Origin of the sequence: Buchnera aphidicola (Aphis nerii), from assembly GCF_005083105.1 — a bacterium.
Classification (GTDB): domain Bacteria; phylum Pseudomonadota; class Gammaproteobacteria; order Enterobacterales; family Enterobacteriaceae; genus Buchnera; species Buchnera aphidicola_AS.
This window is the reverse complement of sequence record NZ_CP034885.1, coordinates 565698-583884: the sequence shown is the minus strand read 5'-3', so window position 1 is coordinate 583884 and position 18187 is coordinate 565698. Positions and strand designations below refer to the sequence as shown.

Annotated in this window: 18 protein-coding genes and 1 tRNA gene; 8 read left to right on the top strand and 11 right to left on the bottom strand. The window is 22.9% G+C overall.

What is annotated here, in order from left to right; genetic code table 11:
- The first annotated feature begins 151 nt into the window (after nucleotides 1-151).
- Nucleotides 152-1612: an exodeoxyribonuclease I gene (gene sbcB, locus D9V64_RS02840; RefSeq protein WP_261979779.1), complete on the top strand. Its 1461-nt coding sequence runs from the start codon at nucleotides 152-154 to the stop codon at nucleotides 1610-1612.
- Here sbcB and murI read toward each other — a convergent pair.
- From murI to mutY, 3 genes are read right to left on the bottom strand one after another with little or no spacing between them, the layout of a single operon-like run.
- Complete coding sequence (gene murI, locus D9V64_RS02835; RefSeq protein WP_158367101.1) at nucleotides 1599-2381, bottom strand: glutamate racemase; 783 nt, start codon at nucleotides 2379-2381, stop codon at nucleotides 1599-1601. The genes sbcB and murI overlap by 14 nt on opposite strands.
- A 34-nt stretch (nucleotides 2382-2415) precedes the next feature.
- Nucleotides 2416-2664, bottom strand: coding sequence for an oxidative damage protection protein (locus D9V64_RS02830; protein WP_158367303.1), 249 nt, complete (start codon nucleotides 2662-2664; stop codon nucleotides 2416-2418).
- Between the two features lie 29 nt (nucleotides 2665-2693).
- The gene (mutY, locus tag D9V64_RS02825; protein WP_158367097.1) at nucleotides 2694-3734 is read right to left on the bottom strand and encodes an A/G-specific adenine glycosylase; all 1041 of its coding nucleotides are present in this window, start codon (nucleotides 3732-3734) and stop codon (nucleotides 2694-2696) included.
- Between the two features lie 113 nt (nucleotides 3735-3847).
- Between mutY and trmB the strand changes: the two genes are divergently transcribed.
- Nucleotides 3848-4564, top strand: a complete 717-nt coding sequence (gene trmB, locus D9V64_RS02820; RefSeq protein ID WP_158367094.1) for a tRNA (guanosine(46)-N7)-methyltransferase TrmB — start codon at nucleotides 3848-3850, stop codon at nucleotides 4562-4564.
- Between the two features lie 7 nt (nucleotides 4565-4571).
- On the opposite strand, the gene hemW is transcribed toward trmB, so the two are convergent.
- The 5 genes from hemW to dnaB all read right to left on the bottom strand — a co-directional run bounded on the left by hemW (nucleotide 4572) and on the right by dnaB (nucleotide 9352).
- A complete protein-coding gene (gene hemW / locus D9V64_RS02815; RefSeq protein WP_158367091.1) occupies nucleotides 4572-5702 on the bottom strand; it encodes a radical SAM family heme chaperone HemW in 1131 nt (376 codons plus the stop codon).
- Nucleotides 5703-5742: 40 nt separating this feature from the next.
- Nucleotides 5743-6414: a YggS family pyridoxal phosphate-dependent enzyme gene (locus D9V64_RS02810; protein WP_158367087.1), complete on the bottom strand. Its 672-nt coding sequence runs from the start codon at nucleotides 6412-6414 to the stop codon at nucleotides 5743-5745.
- Nucleotides 6415-6436: 22 nt separating this feature from the next.
- Nucleotides 6437-6847 (bottom strand): Holliday junction resolvase RuvX, encoded by a 411-nt coding sequence (gene ruvX, locus D9V64_RS02805; protein ID WP_158367084.1) that lies wholly within the window; start codon nucleotides 6845-6847, stop codon nucleotides 6437-6439.
- 17 nt (nucleotides 6848-6864) lie between these two features.
- Nucleotides 6865-7824, bottom strand: a complete 960-nt coding sequence (gshB, locus tag D9V64_RS02800; RefSeq protein WP_158367081.1) for a glutathione synthase — start codon at nucleotides 7822-7824, stop codon at nucleotides 6865-6867.
- Between the two features lie 130 nt (nucleotides 7825-7954).
- A complete protein-coding gene (gene dnaB, locus D9V64_RS02795; RefSeq protein ID WP_158367079.1) occupies nucleotides 7955-9352 on the bottom strand; it encodes a replicative DNA helicase in 1398 nt (465 codons plus the stop codon).
- Between the two features lie 840 nt (nucleotides 9353-10192).
- Here dnaB and D9V64_RS02790 point away from each other — a divergent pair.
- Entirely contained in the window at nucleotides 10193-10702 is a 510-nt protein-coding gene (locus tag D9V64_RS02790; RefSeq protein ID WP_158367077.1) for a single-stranded DNA-binding protein, read from the top strand.
- Nucleotides 10703-10746: 44 nt separating this feature from the next.
- On the opposite strand, the gene bioH is transcribed toward D9V64_RS02790, so the two are convergent.
- Nucleotides 10747-11523, bottom strand: a complete 777-nt coding sequence (gene bioH / locus D9V64_RS02785; RefSeq protein ID WP_158367075.1) for a pimeloyl-ACP methyl ester esterase BioH — start codon at nucleotides 11521-11523, stop codon at nucleotides 10747-10749.
- A 138-nt stretch (nucleotides 11524-11661) separates the two neighbouring features.
- Here bioH and D9V64_RS02780 point away from each other — a divergent pair, with 138 nt between their 5' ends.
- Entirely contained in the window at nucleotides 11662-12237 is a 576-nt protein-coding gene (locus tag D9V64_RS02780; protein ID WP_158367300.1) for an NfuA family Fe-S biogenesis protein, read from the top strand.
- A 34-nt stretch (nucleotides 12238-12271) separates the two neighbouring features.
- Here D9V64_RS02780 and ansA read toward each other — a convergent pair whose 3' ends face one another.
- Nucleotides 12272-13297 carry an asparaginase gene (ansA, locus tag D9V64_RS02775; protein WP_158367073.1) on the bottom strand — a complete coding sequence of 342 codons (1026 nt, stop codon included), beginning with the start codon at nucleotides 13295-13297 and terminating at the stop codon, nucleotides 12272-12274.
- 196 nt (nucleotides 13298-13493) lie between these two features.
- Between ansA and D9V64_RS02770 the strand changes: the two genes are divergently transcribed.
- The 3 genes from D9V64_RS02770 to deoD are packed head-to-tail and all read left to right on the top strand — an operon-like array spanning nucleotide 13494 to nucleotide 17094.
- Nucleotides 13494-15080, top strand: coding sequence for a peptide chain release factor 3 (locus tag D9V64_RS02770; protein ID WP_158367071.1), 1587 nt, complete (start codon nucleotides 13494-13496; stop codon nucleotides 15078-15080).
- Nucleotides 15081-15118: 38 nt separating this feature from the next.
- Nucleotides 15119-16354 (top strand): phosphopentomutase, encoded by a 1236-nt coding sequence (locus D9V64_RS02765; RefSeq protein ID WP_158367069.1) that lies wholly within the window; start codon nucleotides 15119-15121, stop codon nucleotides 16352-16354.
- 32 nt (nucleotides 16355-16386) lie between these two features.
- Entirely contained in the window at nucleotides 16387-17094 is a 708-nt protein-coding gene (gene deoD, locus D9V64_RS02760; protein ID WP_158367066.1) for a purine-nucleoside phosphorylase, read from the top strand.
- A 7-nt stretch (nucleotides 17095-17101) separates the two neighbouring features.
- Here the strand turns inward: deoD and D9V64_RS02755 are convergent.
- Nucleotides 17102-17186, bottom strand: a tRNA-Ser gene (locus D9V64_RS02755).
- 449 nt (nucleotides 17187-17635) lie between these two features.
- On the opposite strand from D9V64_RS02755, the gene aroK reads away from it, so the two are divergent.
- Nucleotides 17636-18157: a shikimate kinase AroK gene (gene aroK, locus D9V64_RS02750; RefSeq protein WP_158367064.1), complete on the top strand. Its 522-nt coding sequence runs from the start codon at nucleotides 17636-17638 to the stop codon at nucleotides 18155-18157.
- The last annotated feature ends 30 nt before the right edge of the window (nucleotides 18158-18187 follow it).

Below are 18187 nucleotides of genomic sequence, written 5' to 3'. Positions count from 1 at the left end.
ATATTTATTATATTTTATTTAAATATTCCACTTTTATTCCTCTGATATAGAGTCTAAAACTCTTCAAATGAATTTATTTTAATATTTTTCATATTTAAAAAAATTTTATATGGTATGTAAATTCTATTTTTTAAATTATTAAGATTATATAGTGAAAAAAAAACACATATTGTATTTTCCAAAAAATCAATTTACTTTTTTATTTTATGACTATGAAACTTTTGGAACACATACATCATTAGATAAGCCTGCACAATTTGCATCTATTAGAACAGATAAGGATTTAAATATTATTGAAGATCCTAAATGTTTTTATTGTTTTCCATCAGATGATTATTTTCCAGAACCATATTCTATTTTAATAACTAAAATTACCCCTCAATTTACCCTAAAACAGGGTATGAATGAATATCATTTTGCAAATAAAATATATAATATTTTAATTAAACCTAATACTTGTATAGTAGGTTACAATAACATTGCTTTTGATGATGAGATTACAAGAAATATATTTTATCGAAATTTTTTAGATCCATATGAATGGAGTTGGAAAAATAAAAATTCACGTTGGGATTTATTAAATATTATGAGAATATGTTATCTTTTAAGACCTGATGGCATACAATGGCCTAAAAATAATATTGGTTTGCCTATTTTTAAATTATCTGATTTGACTCGAGAAAATCATATATTACATAATAGTGCACATAATGCAATTAGCGATGTTTATGCTACTATTAAATTAGCAAAATTAATTAAAGAAAAACAACCAAAATTATTTAATTTTTTTTTAAAATATCGTAAAAAAAATGCATTATATAAATTGGTTCACATAGAAAAATTTCAACCTATTCTATATATTTCTAGTTGTTTTGGTTCTATACGTAATAATATGAGTTTTGTATTACCTTTATGTTGGGATGAAAATAATAATAATGTATTAATTGCAATAGATTTATTTAAAGATGTAAAATCTCTAATTGGTTTTTTAGAAAAAAAAGACTATCAAGATATCACTATTAAAGATTTATTCAATTTAGGTGTGTTATTGATATATTTAAATCGTTGTCCTATATTATTACCTATACAATTGATTAGTACAGAAGATATTGAACGATTAAAATTAAAAGATTTTTATATTGATAAAAAAATTAATTTAATTAAATTAAATTACTTTATAGCAAATATTATAAGAAAAATTATTTATCAGAAAAATGAATTCCAAAATTTATCAAATGTAGATTTGCAAATTTATAATGGTTTTTTTAATTTATATGATCGACAATTAATCAAAAAAATTAATCAGACTAAACCAATTAATTTAAAAAATATTAAATTAAATTTTTCAGATACACGTTTAAAAGAACTTTTTTTTCGTTATAAAGCTAGAAATTTTTTTTTTATATTAGATTCTAATGAAAAGAAAATATGGATAAATCATTGTTTTAAAGTATTTACTCGATCTGCATTAGAAAAATATATAATAAAAATTAATCATCTTTTAGAAGAATTTTCTTTTGATACAGAAAAAACAAATTTATTGAAAAAATTATTAGAATATGTTTTTCAAAAATATAAAAATTTATTTTATGAAAAGATTAACTTAAATTAACTTTTTTTATAGAGTTAAATTCATATTTTTTTAAAATACATAATAATTTGTTAATATTTTTATCATATTTTGAATACAAAAATATATTTTTTTTAATGTTTTGATTGTTTTTTTTATTTAAAAAATATTTTTTAATTTTTTTGACAACTATTTTGTGAGAATCTAAAAAAATAATTGGTTTATGAAAAATATTTTGAATTTCTTTTTTTAAAAATGAAAAATGAGTACAACCCAAATATATTGTATCTGGTTGTACTGAAAGAAGTAGCCATCTATTAAAAATTTTTCTTAATTTTATATAAGAAATAAACTGTTTTCTGATTTTTTTTTCAGCTATTTTTGCTAGTTTATTTGTAGCTATAATTTTAATATTTTTATTATGGATATTTTTAGATATTCTTTTTTGAACATATGAACTATTTACTGTAGCTTTAGTTGCTATAAAACCAATTTTGCTATTTTTCGTAATTCTCATGGTTTCATCTAATAAAGGTAAAACTCCAATAATAGGTATATCGAAATATTTTTTTAATATATCTAAAGATATAGTACTTGCAGTATTACATGCAACAATTACCATTGTAATGGGATATAGCTTTTTAATTGTGTTAATTATTTTTATGCTTCTTTCTATAATAAAAGATTCTCTTTTCTCTCCATAAGGAAAAGCTTCATTATCTAATAAATATATATAGTTAATATTAGGAATATTTTTTTTAATGTTTTCTAATATAGAAATCCCTCCTATACCAGAATCAAATATAAGCACTTTTTTAAAAGAAATTTAGTTTAATATAAATTTTTTATAAAATATGTTTTTTATTATTAAATAAAAATAATTTCATATATGTTTCTAGTTTTTTTCGATCTGTTTCTTCTCTCATATTTAATTTGTTCTCATTAATTAATTTTGTTTGTTGTATTGTCCATTTTTTCCAGGCTTTTTTTGATATTTCATTATATATTTTTTTTCCCAATGTTCCTGGATATGGTTGGAATTCATTACCTTCAGATTCTTTTTGTAAAAATACACAAAAAATTTTACGATGTATTGATTTTGTTTTTTTCATTAATTTAAATTTTATATTAGTAATGTTATAATTTTTTCTACTAATTTGGGTAATCCTATTTTTTGAGGTTTTTTAAGATTATACCAAATTCCTGTTTTTTGAATATTAATAATTTTTTGTTGAAACAATAGTTCTATTATAATAGGTTTAGCTTGTATCTTAAGATGCGTAAATTCATGATTAAAAGAGTTAATTGTTTTATTTTTTTTAAAATTTATTTTATTTTTTTTAAGCCATTCTATTGCATATTTTCTTTTTTCGAAACTTGGAAAACAAAATAAATTATTCCAAATATTTTTTGTATTGTTTTGTTCCATCCAAATTTTATATTTAAAACGTAGTATAATAAACCAATATATTTTTTTTAATTTTATTGTTTTATTTTTTTCTAAAAAATATCTATTCCATGCTTTTTCTTTATAAGCGACACAGTTTTTTTTTAATGGACAAATTTCACATTTAGGATTGCAATTAGTACAAATTAATGCACCTAAATCAATGATTCCTTGATTAAAATTACCAGTATTATGGATAGGAGTTATATTTTTTATTATATTCCATAGTTTTTTTTCAGTTTTAATATTTTTTGAACATCCTAAAATTCCATAGTACCGTATTAAAATTCTTTTTACATTTCCATCCAAAACAGAAAAAGAATAATTTAATGTAAAAGATAAAATAGCACCTGCAGTAGATTTTCCTATACCAGGTAATTTCAGTACGTCTGAAATATTTCTAGGAAATTTTCCATTGAATTTTTCTTGTATAATTTTAGATGTTTTATAAATATTTTTAGCTCTTTTATAATATCCAAGACCACTCCATAAATATAAAATATCATTTAATGTACTATTTGTTAAAAATTTTAAATTTGGGAATTTTAATATAAATTTTTTAAAATATGGAATAACGGTTTTTACTTGAGTTTGTTGTAACATTATTTCCGATATCCAAACTTTATATAATGTTTTATCTTTTTGCCAAGGAAGATTCTTTCTTCCATTAAAATGATACCAATTAAGAATTAGTTGCGAAAAAACATAAAATGTCATTTTAGTAGAAAATTCGTTATATTTAAAAAAATAATTTAGATGTATTTTTTTTTAAAAAAAGTTAAAATATAAATATCTATAAAAATATTTTATAATCAATAAGTCATTAAAATATGAAAAACAATATTATCACACCTAAATATAAAAATGGGGTATTTTTTCGACAAAATAAAAGTTTTGTTTGTAGAAAAGGTAGAACAACTAAATCGCAATTAAAATCAATAGAAAAATATTGGCCTCTTTTTGGTATTGATTATCAATTAAAACCTTTGAATTTTAGATGTGTTTTTAAACATAATTATCCAGTTGTTTTAGATATTGGTTTCGGATCAGGAAACTCCTTGGTAAAAATGGCGACTCATTTTTGTCATTTCAATTTTTTAGGTATTGAAGTATATGAGTCTGGAATAGGTTCTTGTTTGCGTTTTGCTTATATTTCTAATTTAGAAAATTTAAAAATTATTCATCACAATGCAGTAGAAGTAATCGAAACTATGATTTTAAATCATACATTATCAAAAATACAAATTTTTTTCCCTGATCCATGGCCTAAAAAACGACATCATAAAAGAAGAATGATACAGCATGATTTTTTAGAAAATATTTCAAAAAAATTAAATTATGGTGGTATTTTACATATTTTAACTGATTCAAAAGAATATGCTGTTTATATATTAGATACAATAAAAAATATTAATCAATATTTAAATCTATCTAAAAAAAATACTTTTATTGAATATCCCGTTGATTATATAAAAACAAATTTTTCAAAAAAAGCAGATTTTTTAGGAAATAAAATTTTTAATTTAATGTTTCAATCTAAATATTAAATTTGATTTAATTCAAAAAAATTTTTATTAATGAATTTAAAAACATTTTTCCATTTTTTGTTGTTTCCCAATATTTTTCATTTTCTATTATATATTTTTTTTGTAATGCCTTGTTAATTTTGCTTTTTATATCTCTGATATTCATATTAGTACGTTCTTGAAAATGTTTTTTGTAAATAGGTTGATAAAGTCTAAAAGTATTCATAAAATATTCAAAAGGCTTATCTTTTTCTAAAATTATTTTTTTTGTGTCTAAATATTTTCCATTTATAAAACTATTTATATTTTTATTTTTAGTAGTTCGAATAATATCTCCATTTTTTTTAGTTATTTTACCATGTGCACCACATCCTATTCCAATATAATCTCCAAAATTCCAATAATTCATATTGTGTCGACATTGATAATTTAATTTCATATATGAAGATATTTCATATTTTATATAACCTGATTTTTTTAAAAATTTTTCACCTTTATTAAACATATTAAATAAAATGTTTTCATCAGGTAAATCTAATTTTTTTTTATAGAAAGAAGTATTAGGTTCTATTGTAAATTGATACCATGATATATGTGTTGGATTATGCTGAACGGTATATTTTAAATCTGATAAAACATTATTTAATGATTGGCCTGGCAAACCATACATAATATCTATATTAAAATTATTATTAATTTTTTTTATTTCTTTAATTGCTTTAATAGCTTCTTTTTTATCATATGTACGTTCTATTTTTTTTAATAAGTTTGAATTAAACGTTTGAATACCTAAAGAAAATCGATTAATTCCTGATTTTTTATATTTTCTAAAACGTTTGTATTCTTTTAATTTAGGATTAGATTCTATAGTAATTTCTGAAGATTGATAAATTTTTGTTCTTTTTTTTATTCCTTTTATTAAATATTTAATAGATTCATGATGAAGTAAACTAGGTGTTCCTCCACCAATGAAAATATTACTTATTTTCCGTTTATTTATTAATTTTAAATCTTTTTCTAAATCTTTTAGTAAATGTTGAATATATTTAATTTCTGGAATACTTTTTTTACTAACATATGAATAAAAGTCACAATATCCACATTTTTTAATGCACCAAGGAATATGAATATATAAACTAATTGGTGGAAGTTTGAGCATAATATTTTTGTATTCAAAATAAATAATATATTAGAAAAGATTAAAAATTAAAAATATCTTTTCCAATTCTAATCATATTGCTATTGTACATTAAAGCAGTTTTCATATCAAAACTTGTTCCTAGTGATAGGGTATCAACTGATTTATATTTTTTTTGTAAATAATTAAAGATATTATTAATATTTTTATAATTATTATATTTTATTGTTTCTTTTTTAGGCATGACCATAATTCCACGAAAGTTAAGATAAGGCATTTTAGAAACAGTTTTTGATAATTTTTGATAATCTTCTATAGAAACACCATTTTTATTCTTTTCTTTAGAAATATTAATTTGTATTAAAACATTAATTGGAACTTCTTTAATTTTTCTATATTTATTTAATAAAATTGCAATCTTTTCTCGATCAATAGTTTGGCACCAATCAAAATACTGCGCAACTAATTTAGTTTTTTTTGATTGTAACTTACCTATAAAATGCCAAATAATATTATGATTTTTTTGAAGTTGTTTGATTTTATGTATACCCTCTTGAACATAATTTTCTCCGAATTCATATATCCCACAAGATAAAGCAATTTTTATTTTTTGAACTGATTGATTTTTACTCGCAGCAATTATTTTAATATTATTAAGTGAAGAGCTATTATTTCTTAATAAATATTTTATTTTTTTTTTGAGTGTTTGTATATTATTTTCAATATTTTTCATATTTTAAATTAGATGTAATTAATTATAATAAGGATTGATTAAACCAGCTTTCTAATATAATAACAGCTGCAATAGAATGAATATTGCTTTTTTGTAATATTTTAAAACCATATTGATTGAATATTAAAGATTTAGCTTCTTTTGTACTCAAACGTTCATCGTGTAATTCAACGGAAATGTTAAATTTATGTTTTAGTAAATTAGCGAATTTTTCTGCTTTTTTTGTCATATCTTGTCTTGTACCGTTCATATTTAGTGGTAGTCCTACAACTACATGCTTGGGTTGCCATGTTTTAAATAAATGTTTTATATCATTCCAATTTGGACACCCCTTATTTACAGTTATTTTATTTAAAGCTTTTCCTTTTTTAAGAATTTTTTCACCTATAGCAACTCCAATATTTTTGATCCCAAAATCAAATGCAATTATCATTACTTTAAAATCTCTATTTAATATCTTTGATTTTCAATATAATCGATTAAAATGCTGCTAATAGAAATATTTTTATTTGACTCAATTTCACAAAGACATGTTGGGCTTGTAATATTTATTTCCGTTAATTTATTTCCTATAACATCTAATCCAACTAAAATAAGTCCTTTTTCTTTTAAAATAGGAGATAAATAGTTTGCGATTTCCCAATCTTTTTTGTTCAGTTTTTTAATTTTAGCAATACCTCCAGCCGCTATATTTGCTCGTGTTTCTCCTTTTTTAGGAATTCTTGCTACACACCAAGGTATAGCTGTTCCATTAACAATTAATATTCTTTTATCACCATATTTTACTGATGGTAAATAAGTTTGAACCATACAATATTTTTTTTCGTAATTAGTCATAGTTTCTGCAATAACTAAAAAATTTAAATCATTATTTTTAATACGGAAAATACTTGATCCACCCATATTATCTAAAGGTTTAATAATTATATCTTTATTCTTTTTCCAAAAATTGTATATTTGAGATATGTTTCGAGTAACTAATGTATCTGGTATGAAGTGATTAAATAATGATGCAAATATTTTTTCATTGCAATCTCTTAAACTTTTGGGTTTATTAATAATCAAAACACCTTCTTTTTCTGCACTTTCAAGAATGTATGTAGCATATATAAATTCCATATTAAATGGTGGGTCTTTACGCATTAATATAACATCTAATTCATTTAATAAAATATTTTGTTCTTGAATAAAATTAAAATGATTATGTATTTCTCTTCGTATTTTTAATAAACGTGTTTTTGCATATGCACGACCCCTTTTTAAATATAAGTCATTCATTTCCATATAATAAATTTGATGGTTTCTTTTTTGTACTTCAAGTAAAATAGCAAAACTTGAGTCTTTTTCAATTTTAACAAATTGAATTGGATCCATTACTATTCCGATTTTTAATCTCTTTTTTTTATTCATATTTTTTGAATTTAAGTTAAATGATACGAAAAATCATATTTATATCTAAAATAAAATTTTTAGTCAAAATTTGTTATAGTGGTAGAGTTTGAATTTCAAATAAAATTTGATTTTATTATAATTTATTTAATTAATCATATTTAGGGTTATAATAATTATCGAATCTAGACCAATGTCCATTAAAAGTTAAACTTATAGTTCCAATGGGACCGTTCCTTTGTTTTCCAATTATTATTTCTGCTACACCTTTAAAATCGCTATTTTCATGATATATTTCATCTCGATATATAAACATAATTAAATCTGCATCTTGTTCTAAAGAGCCAGATTCTCTTAAATCTGAATTTACGGGTCTTTTATCTGATCGTTGTTCCAAAGAACGATTTAATTGTGATAAAGCAATAACTGGAACTTGTAGTTCTTTTGCAAGGGCTTTTAATGTTCTTGAAATTTCAGCAATTTCAAGAGTACGATTGTCTGATAAAGAAGGAACTCGCATTAGTTGTAAATAATCTACCATAATTAATGTTAAACCATTATTTTCACGATAAATACGTCTTGCTCTTGAACGAACCTCACTAGGTGTGAGAGCTGAAGAATCATCTATATAAATATTCTTTTTTTTGAGTAAAACATTAATTGTACCTGATATTCTAGACCAATCTTCATCATTTAATTTTCCAGTTCTGATACGTGCTTGATTAACTCTTGATAAAGAAGATAACATACGCATCATAATTTGTTCTCCAGGCATTTCTAAGCTAAAAATTAAGACTGGTTTATCATATAACATAGCAGCATTTTCACATAAATTCATAGCAAAAGTTGTTTTACCCATTGAAGGTCTTGCAGCAATAATTATTAGTTCAGAACGTTGTAAGCCTGATGTTTTTTTATTTAAATCTTGATATCCTGTATTTATTCCTGTTACTCCATCATTCGGTGACAAAAATAATTTTTCAATACTACTAATAGTTTCATCAAGTACTTTTTCAATATTTTTAGGTCCTGAATCTTTTTTAAAACGTTTTTCTGCTATTTTAAAAACACTAGATTCTGCATAATCTAAAAGTTCTTCACTTTTTCTTCCCTGTGTATCATATCCTGCATTTGCTATTTTATTAGCAGCTAATATCATCTCTCTTACAATAGCTCTTTCTCTCACTATGTCGGCGTAAGCAGTTATATTTGCTGTGCTAGGAGTATTTTTTGATAATTCAGCTAAATAAGAAAATCTACCTACACTTTCTAGTTTTCCTTTTTGCTCTAAAGACTCAGATAATGTAATTAAATCAATTGGATGTCCTGAATTTAATAATTGTTGCATTTCTTGAAATATTAAACGATGTGGTTTGCTAAAAAAATCATCAGCAACTACATGTTCTGAAACAGTATCCCACTGCTCATTGTCTAACATTAAACCGCCTAGTACTGATTGTTCTGCTTCTATTGAATGCGGAGGTATTTTTAATCTATTAATTTGATTTAAATATAATTTATTTTTACCCATATATATTGCATATACCATTATTTATCAAATCATTTTGAAATTATATTTCTAATATTACAATAATAAATTATTTGCTTATAAATTTACTTTGTATATTTTAATATTTTAAGTTTTTATTTTTTAAAATATTTGTTTAATTATGACATAGAATATCTTATACGTTATTTATAATAAAATTATTTTAATTCATAGTTTCGCTTAAGGGGAATATATTTCTAGAGGAATAATATTTTAAATACAAAGTAATATTAAAATTTTTAAGAAAATCTTAAAATCAATGTGAATTTAAAATACTATAATAAAGTTTTTATATATGACAAATTAATACAGATTCAATTTAATAGTTTATGTACATTTTTTATGTATATAATTTTATCACATTTTGTGTATTTATAAATATTTAGATTTTTTGAGATATGTAAAATTTTTTATTTGTTTTTTGATAAAATACTTGTATAAGTTTTTTTCTAATTTAAGATAGAATTAAAATAAGTGTTCTAAATATATTTTTAAAAATATGTCATTGTTTTATCAAAAAAACAAATTAATTTAATATTAAGAAAAACAACTATAATTTATATAGCTTCATATTTAAAAAATTTTTTTAATAAATAAATTTTTAATTAAATTATGTATATTTTATCTATTTAAAATATAAATTGATTAATTTTTTTAAGTACTTTTTAAAGAATTATAATTAAAATATTATTATTTTAAAATTTTATAATTAAGTATATATTTTTTGTATTAAATAAAAAATATTTAATTGATTAAATATTTATTATGTACTTTGAATAATTAAAAATTCTATTTAAAAATATATTTATATTAATTAGTTTTACAAATGGAGTTTTTATTATGGCAAGTAGAGGTGTAAATAAAGTAATTTTAATTGGTCATTTAGGTCAAGATCCAGAAGTTCGATACATGCCAAATGGTAATGCAGTAGTAAATATGACAATTGCAACTTCAGAAAATTGGAAAGACAAAAATACAGGTGAAAATAAAGAAAAAACAGAATGGCATAGAGTTGTTTTGTTTGGAAAATTAGCAGAAATAGCAGGTGAATATTTACGAAAAGGTTCACAAGTATATATTGAAGGTTCTCTTCAAACAAGAAAATGGCAAGACCAAAATGGTCTTGATCGATATACTACAGAAGTAATAGTAAATATTGGTGGTACAATGCAAATGCTAGGTAATAGAAATTCTAATTCTCATAGTATTTCTATCAATGAAAATAATAGTATTTTAAAAACGAAAAACACCGAAACTATTCCTGCATCTAAAAATATAGAAAAATATAAGTTAAAAAAGGAAACAATTGATTCTTCAGAAATAGATTTTGATGATGAAATTCCTTTTTAGAATGTGTTAGTAATATAGCCCCATTTATTTGGGGCTTATATATTTTAAAATTTGTTAAAAAAATATTTTAATAAAATAGAGCAAAATTCTTCTCTATGTGAAATAAAAGGAATGTGTCCAGCATTTTTTATAATAATAGAATCGCTATTAGGACATATTAAATCAACTAAATTTGAAACTTTTTTAGGCACCAAATTATCTAAAGATCCATATATTCTTAGAAATGGAATTTTGATCATAGATATTTTAGATCTTAAATCTATCGATAATAATATTTCTAATCCTTTTTTTAGTGTTTTTTGTTTAGGAATAGCGCCTTTTTCAAATAATATTTTTTTTAATATTTCTAAATCTTGAAAATATTTTTTTTCCTGTAATATTTGTGAAGATAAAAAATTGCTTATTGTTAGATGGTATTGATTAACCAAATTATAGTAAAAATGATATATTTTTTCTTTTTCTATTCCAGGCCAATTTTTTTGCTTTATAAAATACGGAGAAGATGCTATGTTAATAAGTCCTAAAATTTTTTTTGGGTATAATATAGCAAAATTAGTTGCAATTAATCCTCCGAGTGACCATCCTAAATAAATAGAATTTTTAGGCATGTACAAATTTAATATTTTAATAATTTTTTCAATATTAATGGGTTTTAATTTTTTATTTATTCCTATGCCAGGAAGATCAATTAAATATATTTTAAAATATATACTAAGTTTTTTAATAATAAAAAACCATATTTTAGAATTAATACCCCATCCATTTAATATAATTAGATTAACATTTCCGCTGCCTTTTACAGCCCAAGTAAAATTTTTCATTTTTAAATTTTTGTAAGTATTTTTTAAAATATTAAACTAAAATTACAGAATTATCTTGTGTTTAAAATAATTAATTAGTAAAATTAATGTATTTAAAAATTACCATTTAAATTAAAATAAAAAACTAAATTAATGACTATAATTAAAATTTCCAATGAAGCTCAGGATTATTTTGTATCACTTTTATCTAAAGAACCAAAGGGCACTCAAATTCGTGTTTTTATTATCAATCCAGGAATGCCTAACGCAGAATGTAAAGTAGCTTATTGCGCTTCTGATGAAATAGAAGATTCTGATATTAAATTAGAATATAATAATTTTTTTGTTTATATCGAAAAATCTATTATTCATTTTTTAAAAGACTCTGAAATTAATTTAATAGTAGATAAATTAAATTCTCAGCTTACCTTTAAAGCCCCATATGCTAAAAAAAATATTTTACATAAAAAAGTATCTTTAGAAGAAAAAATAAAAAATTTTTTAAACATAGAAATTAATCCTCAATTATTATTGCATGGTGGAAAAGTAAATTTAATTAATATTTCTGATAATGGAACTGCACTAATAGAATTTAGCGGAGGATGTAACGGTTGTTCAATGATAGGAGTTACTTTGAAAGAAATGGTTGAAAAAAAAATGTTATCTTTTTTTCCTGAAATTAAAAAAGTAATTGATCAAACACAACATTTTCATGGTCATCATTCTTTTTATTAAAAAACTTTAATTTTTTAAAAATTGTCAAATATAATTATAAAATACTCGAATAATTTGTTAATTCTCCACGCAAGTTATTTTGCATTTGTATACCAATTTGTTTTATTGAAATATTTTGACTAAGTAAAAAATGTAATTTAGTTAAAGCTGCTTCAATTGTCAAATCATGGCCACTAATAACTCCAATTTTTTTAAGTGAATTACCTGTTGCATATCCGTTCATATTCACATTTCCAGAGACGCATTGTGTTAAGTTTATTATAATAATATTTTTTTTAGTAGCTGTGTATAGTTCTTTTAAAAAATCTTTATTTTGCGGAGCATTACCTACTCCATATGTACATAAAATTAACGCTTTTACTGGATATAACAAAAAATTTTTTAAAATTTTTCCAGAAATTCCTGGATATATACTCATAATACTAATAGGTTGTGGTTGAATTTTATATACTTTTAATTTTTTTTTCTGTATAGAATATTCATTTTTATATAAATAACGAACGTTAATTCCTACTTCTAATAAAGGACTCATATTAGGGGATGAAAATGCATTAAAGCCGTTAGCGTTTGATTTAGTAGTTCTATTACCGCGATACAATTTATGATTAAAAAATAAAGTGACTTCGTTAATAGGATACTTTGCTATTACTAATAATGAATTTAATAAATTTTGTCGTCCGTCTGATCGAATTTCTGATATAGGTATTTGAGAACCAGTAATAATAATTGGTTTTTTTAAATTTTCTAAAATAAAAGATAATGCTGAAGCAGTATAGGACATGGTATCTGTTCCATGTAAAATAATAAATCCATCATATTTATAATAATTTTTTTTAATATCATCTGCAATTTTTTGCCATTCTATTGGACTCATATTAGAAGAATCAATTAGTGGGTTATATTCTTTAATAACAAAATTTGGAATTTCTGAATTGTGAAATTCTGTCATTTTCATTAATTGTTTTTGAAAATAACCAGCTATAGGAATATATCCATTATGTGATTTTTTCATTCCAATAGTTCCGCCTGTATATGCAATATATATAATTTTTTTTTTCATTACAGTAACTCTGTTCTTATTTATAATTTAATTATAAATATTTTTATTATTACATATAATTGAATTTGTACCCATTCATTTATTTTAAAAATATTTTTCAATTTTTTAAAATATATAATTTCAATAAATATGTTTTTTAATAGATTATTTTTGATAAAATTTTTTATAAGAATAAAATCTTTCAATTAGAGTATATATGTGTAATTCAAATCATCAATCAGAAATTAAAAAAAGACGTACTTTTGCTATTATTTCTCATCCTGATGCAGGTAAAACAACTATTACAGAAAAAATGTTACTTTTAGGGAAAGTACTACGTATTTCTGGCACAGTAAAAGCAAGAGGAAGTGGAAAATATGCTAAATCAGATTGGATGAAAATTGAACAAGATAGAGGGATTTCTATTACAACATCTGTGATGCAGTTCGAATACAAAAATATTTTAATTAATTTATTAGACACCCCAGGTCATCAAGATTTTTCTGAAGATACATATCGTATTCTTACTGCAGTAGATTGTTGCTTATTAGTCATTGATGCATCAAAAGGTATTGAAGAACGAACAAAAAAATTAATGGATGTAAGTCGATTACATAATACTCCTATTATTACATTTATTAATAAGTTAGATCGTGATAGCCTAGAACCAATAGAAATTTTAGATCAAATTGAAAAAGAATTAAAATTATCTTGTATTCCTATTACTTGGCCGATTAGTTGTGGTAGAAATTTTAAAGGTGTTTTTCATCTAGATAAAAAATTAATTTATTTATATGACAAATTAAAAAAAAATCATGTTTTTAAAAATAATTTTAATTATTTAAATAAATCTTTATTAAAAAAAAATATTGGTTCAGATTTAAGTATACAAATTTATGAAGAATTAAAATTAATTAGTTCCATATATTCGGATTTTAATAAAAGAGATTTTTTAAAAAGTATTATTACACCTATTTTTTTTGGTAGCGCATTAGCTAACTTTGGCGTTAATCATGTATTAGAAAGTTTAATAAAATGGGCACCTTCTCCCATTTATCGGAATAGTAATAAACGAACAGTACAACCGGAAGAAAAAAATTTTACAGGTTTTGTATTTAAAATTCAAGCTAATATGGATTTAAAACATCATGATCGTATAGCCTTTATTAGAATTGTATCTGGAAAATATAGAAAAGGTATTAAATTAAAACATGTAAGAATAAAGAAAAATATTATTATTTCTGATGCATTTTATTTTATAGCAGGTGATAGGTTTTCTATAAAAACAGCATATCCTGGAGATATAATTGGAATACATAACCATGGCACAATAAAAATTGGAGATTCTTTTACAGAAGGAGAAGATATTAACTTTATTGGTATTCCTAGTTTTGCACCAGAAATATTTCGTCGTATTTTCTTAAAAAATCCTTTGCAACAAAAACAGTTAAGAAAAGGTTTAATGCAATTATCAGAGGAAGGTGCAATACAAGTTTTTTATCCTATTAATAATAACCATTTAATTTTAGGGGCGATTGGTATTTTACAGTTTGATGTAGTTATTCAAAGATTAAAAATAGAGTATAAAATAGATGCAATATATGAAAAAGTTAATATTATACTCGCTCGATGGGTTACATCAAGCAATAAAAATAGCATTGATATGTTTTTAAATGAAAATAGATCTTATTTAGCGTTAGATAATTTAAATAATTTAACATATTTAGCACCTAATCAAGCAAACTTAAATATTATTACTTCTCGATATGTTGATATTAATTTTAATAAAACAAGAGAACAGTAAATATAAATATATTTTAATTTATTTTTAGGTATTTAAAAATGAAACGTGTTTTTTTGATGGTTTTAGATTCTTTTGGAATTGGATCTAGTATTGATGCTGATAAATTCAATGATCATGGTGCAGATACATTTGGACATATAGCAGAACAATGTTTTTTAGGAAAATCAAATAATGGACAAGGGGGATATTTAAAAATTCCTAATTTAGAAAAACTAGGAATATTTGAAGCGTATAAAGCTTCAACAAATAAATATCCAATAGGTTTTGATAATGATAAATATACACCAAATAAGATTATTGCTAGTTATGGTTTTGCTAGTGAAATTTCTTCAGGAAAAGACACTACTTCTGGTCATTGGGAAATAGCTGGAGTTCCAGTTTTAGATGATTGGCATTATTTTAAAAAAGTTCATAATTCATTTCCAAATATTTTAATAGATAAAATTATTAAAAATTTTAAATTACCTGGTATTCTTGGTGACTGTCATGCATCCGGAACAGAAATAATTATGAGATTAGGTGAAGAACATATCAGAACAGGAAAACCAATTTTTTATACATCATCCGATTCTGTTTTTCAAGTAGCATGTCATGAACATATATTTGGTTTGTCTAATCTTTATAAATTATGTCATATTATACGTACTATATTAAATAAAAATAAATACAAAATTGCACGAGTTATTGCAAGACCCTTTATTGGAAATAATAAATTAAATTTCCATAGAACAAAAAATAGATTGGATTTATCACTAAGACCAACTTCTACAACTGTCATGGAAAAATTAATAAATGAAAAACAAGGCAAAGTAATTGCAGTAGGAAAAGTTTCAGATATCTATGCAGGTGTCGGAATTACTAAAACTATAAAATCATTTGGATTAAAAGAGTTATTTAATACAACTATTCAAGAAATAAAATTAGCAAAAAATAACACTATAATATTTACTAATTTTGTCGATTTTGATTCTATTTGGGGGCATCGACGTGATGTTTTTGGATATGCAAAGGGTTTAGAATTTTTTGATAAACAACTACCCAATGTACTTAATTTAATTCGAGAAAAAGATCTACTTATTATTACCGCAGATCATGGATGTGACCCTACATGGATCGGAACCGATCACACTAGAGAAAATATCCCTATACTCATCTATTCTCCTAGTAAAAAATCAAAATTTTTAGGCCATAGAAAAACATTTGCTGATATAGGACAAACAATTGCAAAATATTTTTCTTTGTCAGAAATGAAATATGGTAAAGATATGTTTTAAAAGTATTTATTTTAAAAATAAGGAAAAAACAAGTGTCTACTTTCCATATTAACAGTAAAAAAAACGATTTTTCAGATATAGTTTTAATGCCTGGTGATCCTGTACGAGCAAAATATATTGCTGAAAATTATTTAAATAATTTTAAACAAATCAATAAAACACGATTAATGTTAGCTTATACAGGATATTATAAAAATAAAAAAATTTCTGTTATGAGTCATGGAATAGGAATACCATCTGCTGCTCTTTATGTGCGAGAATTAATAACAGAATATAATGTTAAAAAAATTATTCGAATAGGAACTTGTGGTGCTGTACGAGATGATATAAAATTACGTGATATTGCTATTGCATTAGGCGCTTCTACAGATTCAAAATTTAATAGAATACGATTTAATAGTCACGATTATGCAGCTATTGCGGATTTTAATATGGCTTATAATGTATTTATAGCTTCAAAAAAAATGAATTTAAAAATTCATATTGGTAATTTTTTTACTACTGATTCATTTGATACTGATTCAAAAATGTTAAGTATTTTAAATAAGTATAATATTATCGGAATTGATATGGAGACAGCAGGAATATACGCTGTTTCATCTGAATTTAAAGTACAATCGTTATCTATGTGTACAGTGTCTGATCATATTTCTAAAAAAGAGTCTGTTTCTTCAAAAGATAGAGAATCTAGTTTTAATGATATGATTATTTTATCTTTAGAAACTGCTTTATTGGTTTAGATTTTTTTGGTGAGAAAGGGATTCGAACCCTTGATACGTTTCCATATACACGCTTTCCAGGCGTGTTCCTTCAGCCTCTCGGACACCTCACCTTTTAAATAATTTTTTAAATACTTGAAAATATATTTGTTATATTAGATCTGAAAAAATAAATAACGTCAAGTTTTTAATTTATAAAATATTTATCATAAAATTATAAAGAAATATAGAACAAGTCATCTTTACTCTGATAGAATATATATTTATTCTTAGATTTTTTAAAATGTTTGTTTTAAATATGTTATTTTGAAAATGATTTATTAAATATAAGGATGAATTAATTTATGAAATATTTATAAAAATTACAAAATATTTATAATATTGTTTTTGCAAATACTCTAGCTACGTTAATTTAGAATATTTATTAAATATTTTTTATTAATTAAAAAATTAAAAATAATATAATTCAAATTTAATTATTCTATTTTTAACGTGTCATCTCTTGCTAATATTAATATGTTCAGCATGAGTGGTTTTAACGAATTATTTTAGTAATAAAAATATGGCAGAAAAAAGAAATATCTTTTTAATTGGACCTATGGGTGCTGGAAAAAGTACCATTGGTCGTCAATTATCTCAACAACTTAATATGGAATTTTTTGATTCTGATCAAGAAATCGAAAAACGCACTGGTGCTAGTATAAGTTGGGTGTTTGATGTTGAAGGTGAAAATGGTTTTCGAGAAAGAGAAGTTAAAGTCATTAATGAAATTACACAAAAACAAGGAATTATTCTTGCTACTGGTGGAGGATCAGTCAAATTTAAAGAAACTAGAAATATATTATCTGCTCGCGGTATTGTTATATATTTAGAAACAACAATTGAAAAACAGTTATCAAGAACGAAAAGAGATAAAAAAAGACCATTACTGCAAACAAATATATCAAATAGAATTATATTAGAAAAGTTAGCTTTTGAAAGAAACCCATTATATGAAGAAATTGCTGATTTAAAAATTCATACTGATACTCAAAGCGCTAAGTCTGTTGCATATAATATAATTCGTTTGTTAGAAAAAATATAGCATTAATAAATATTTATAATATCTTTTTAG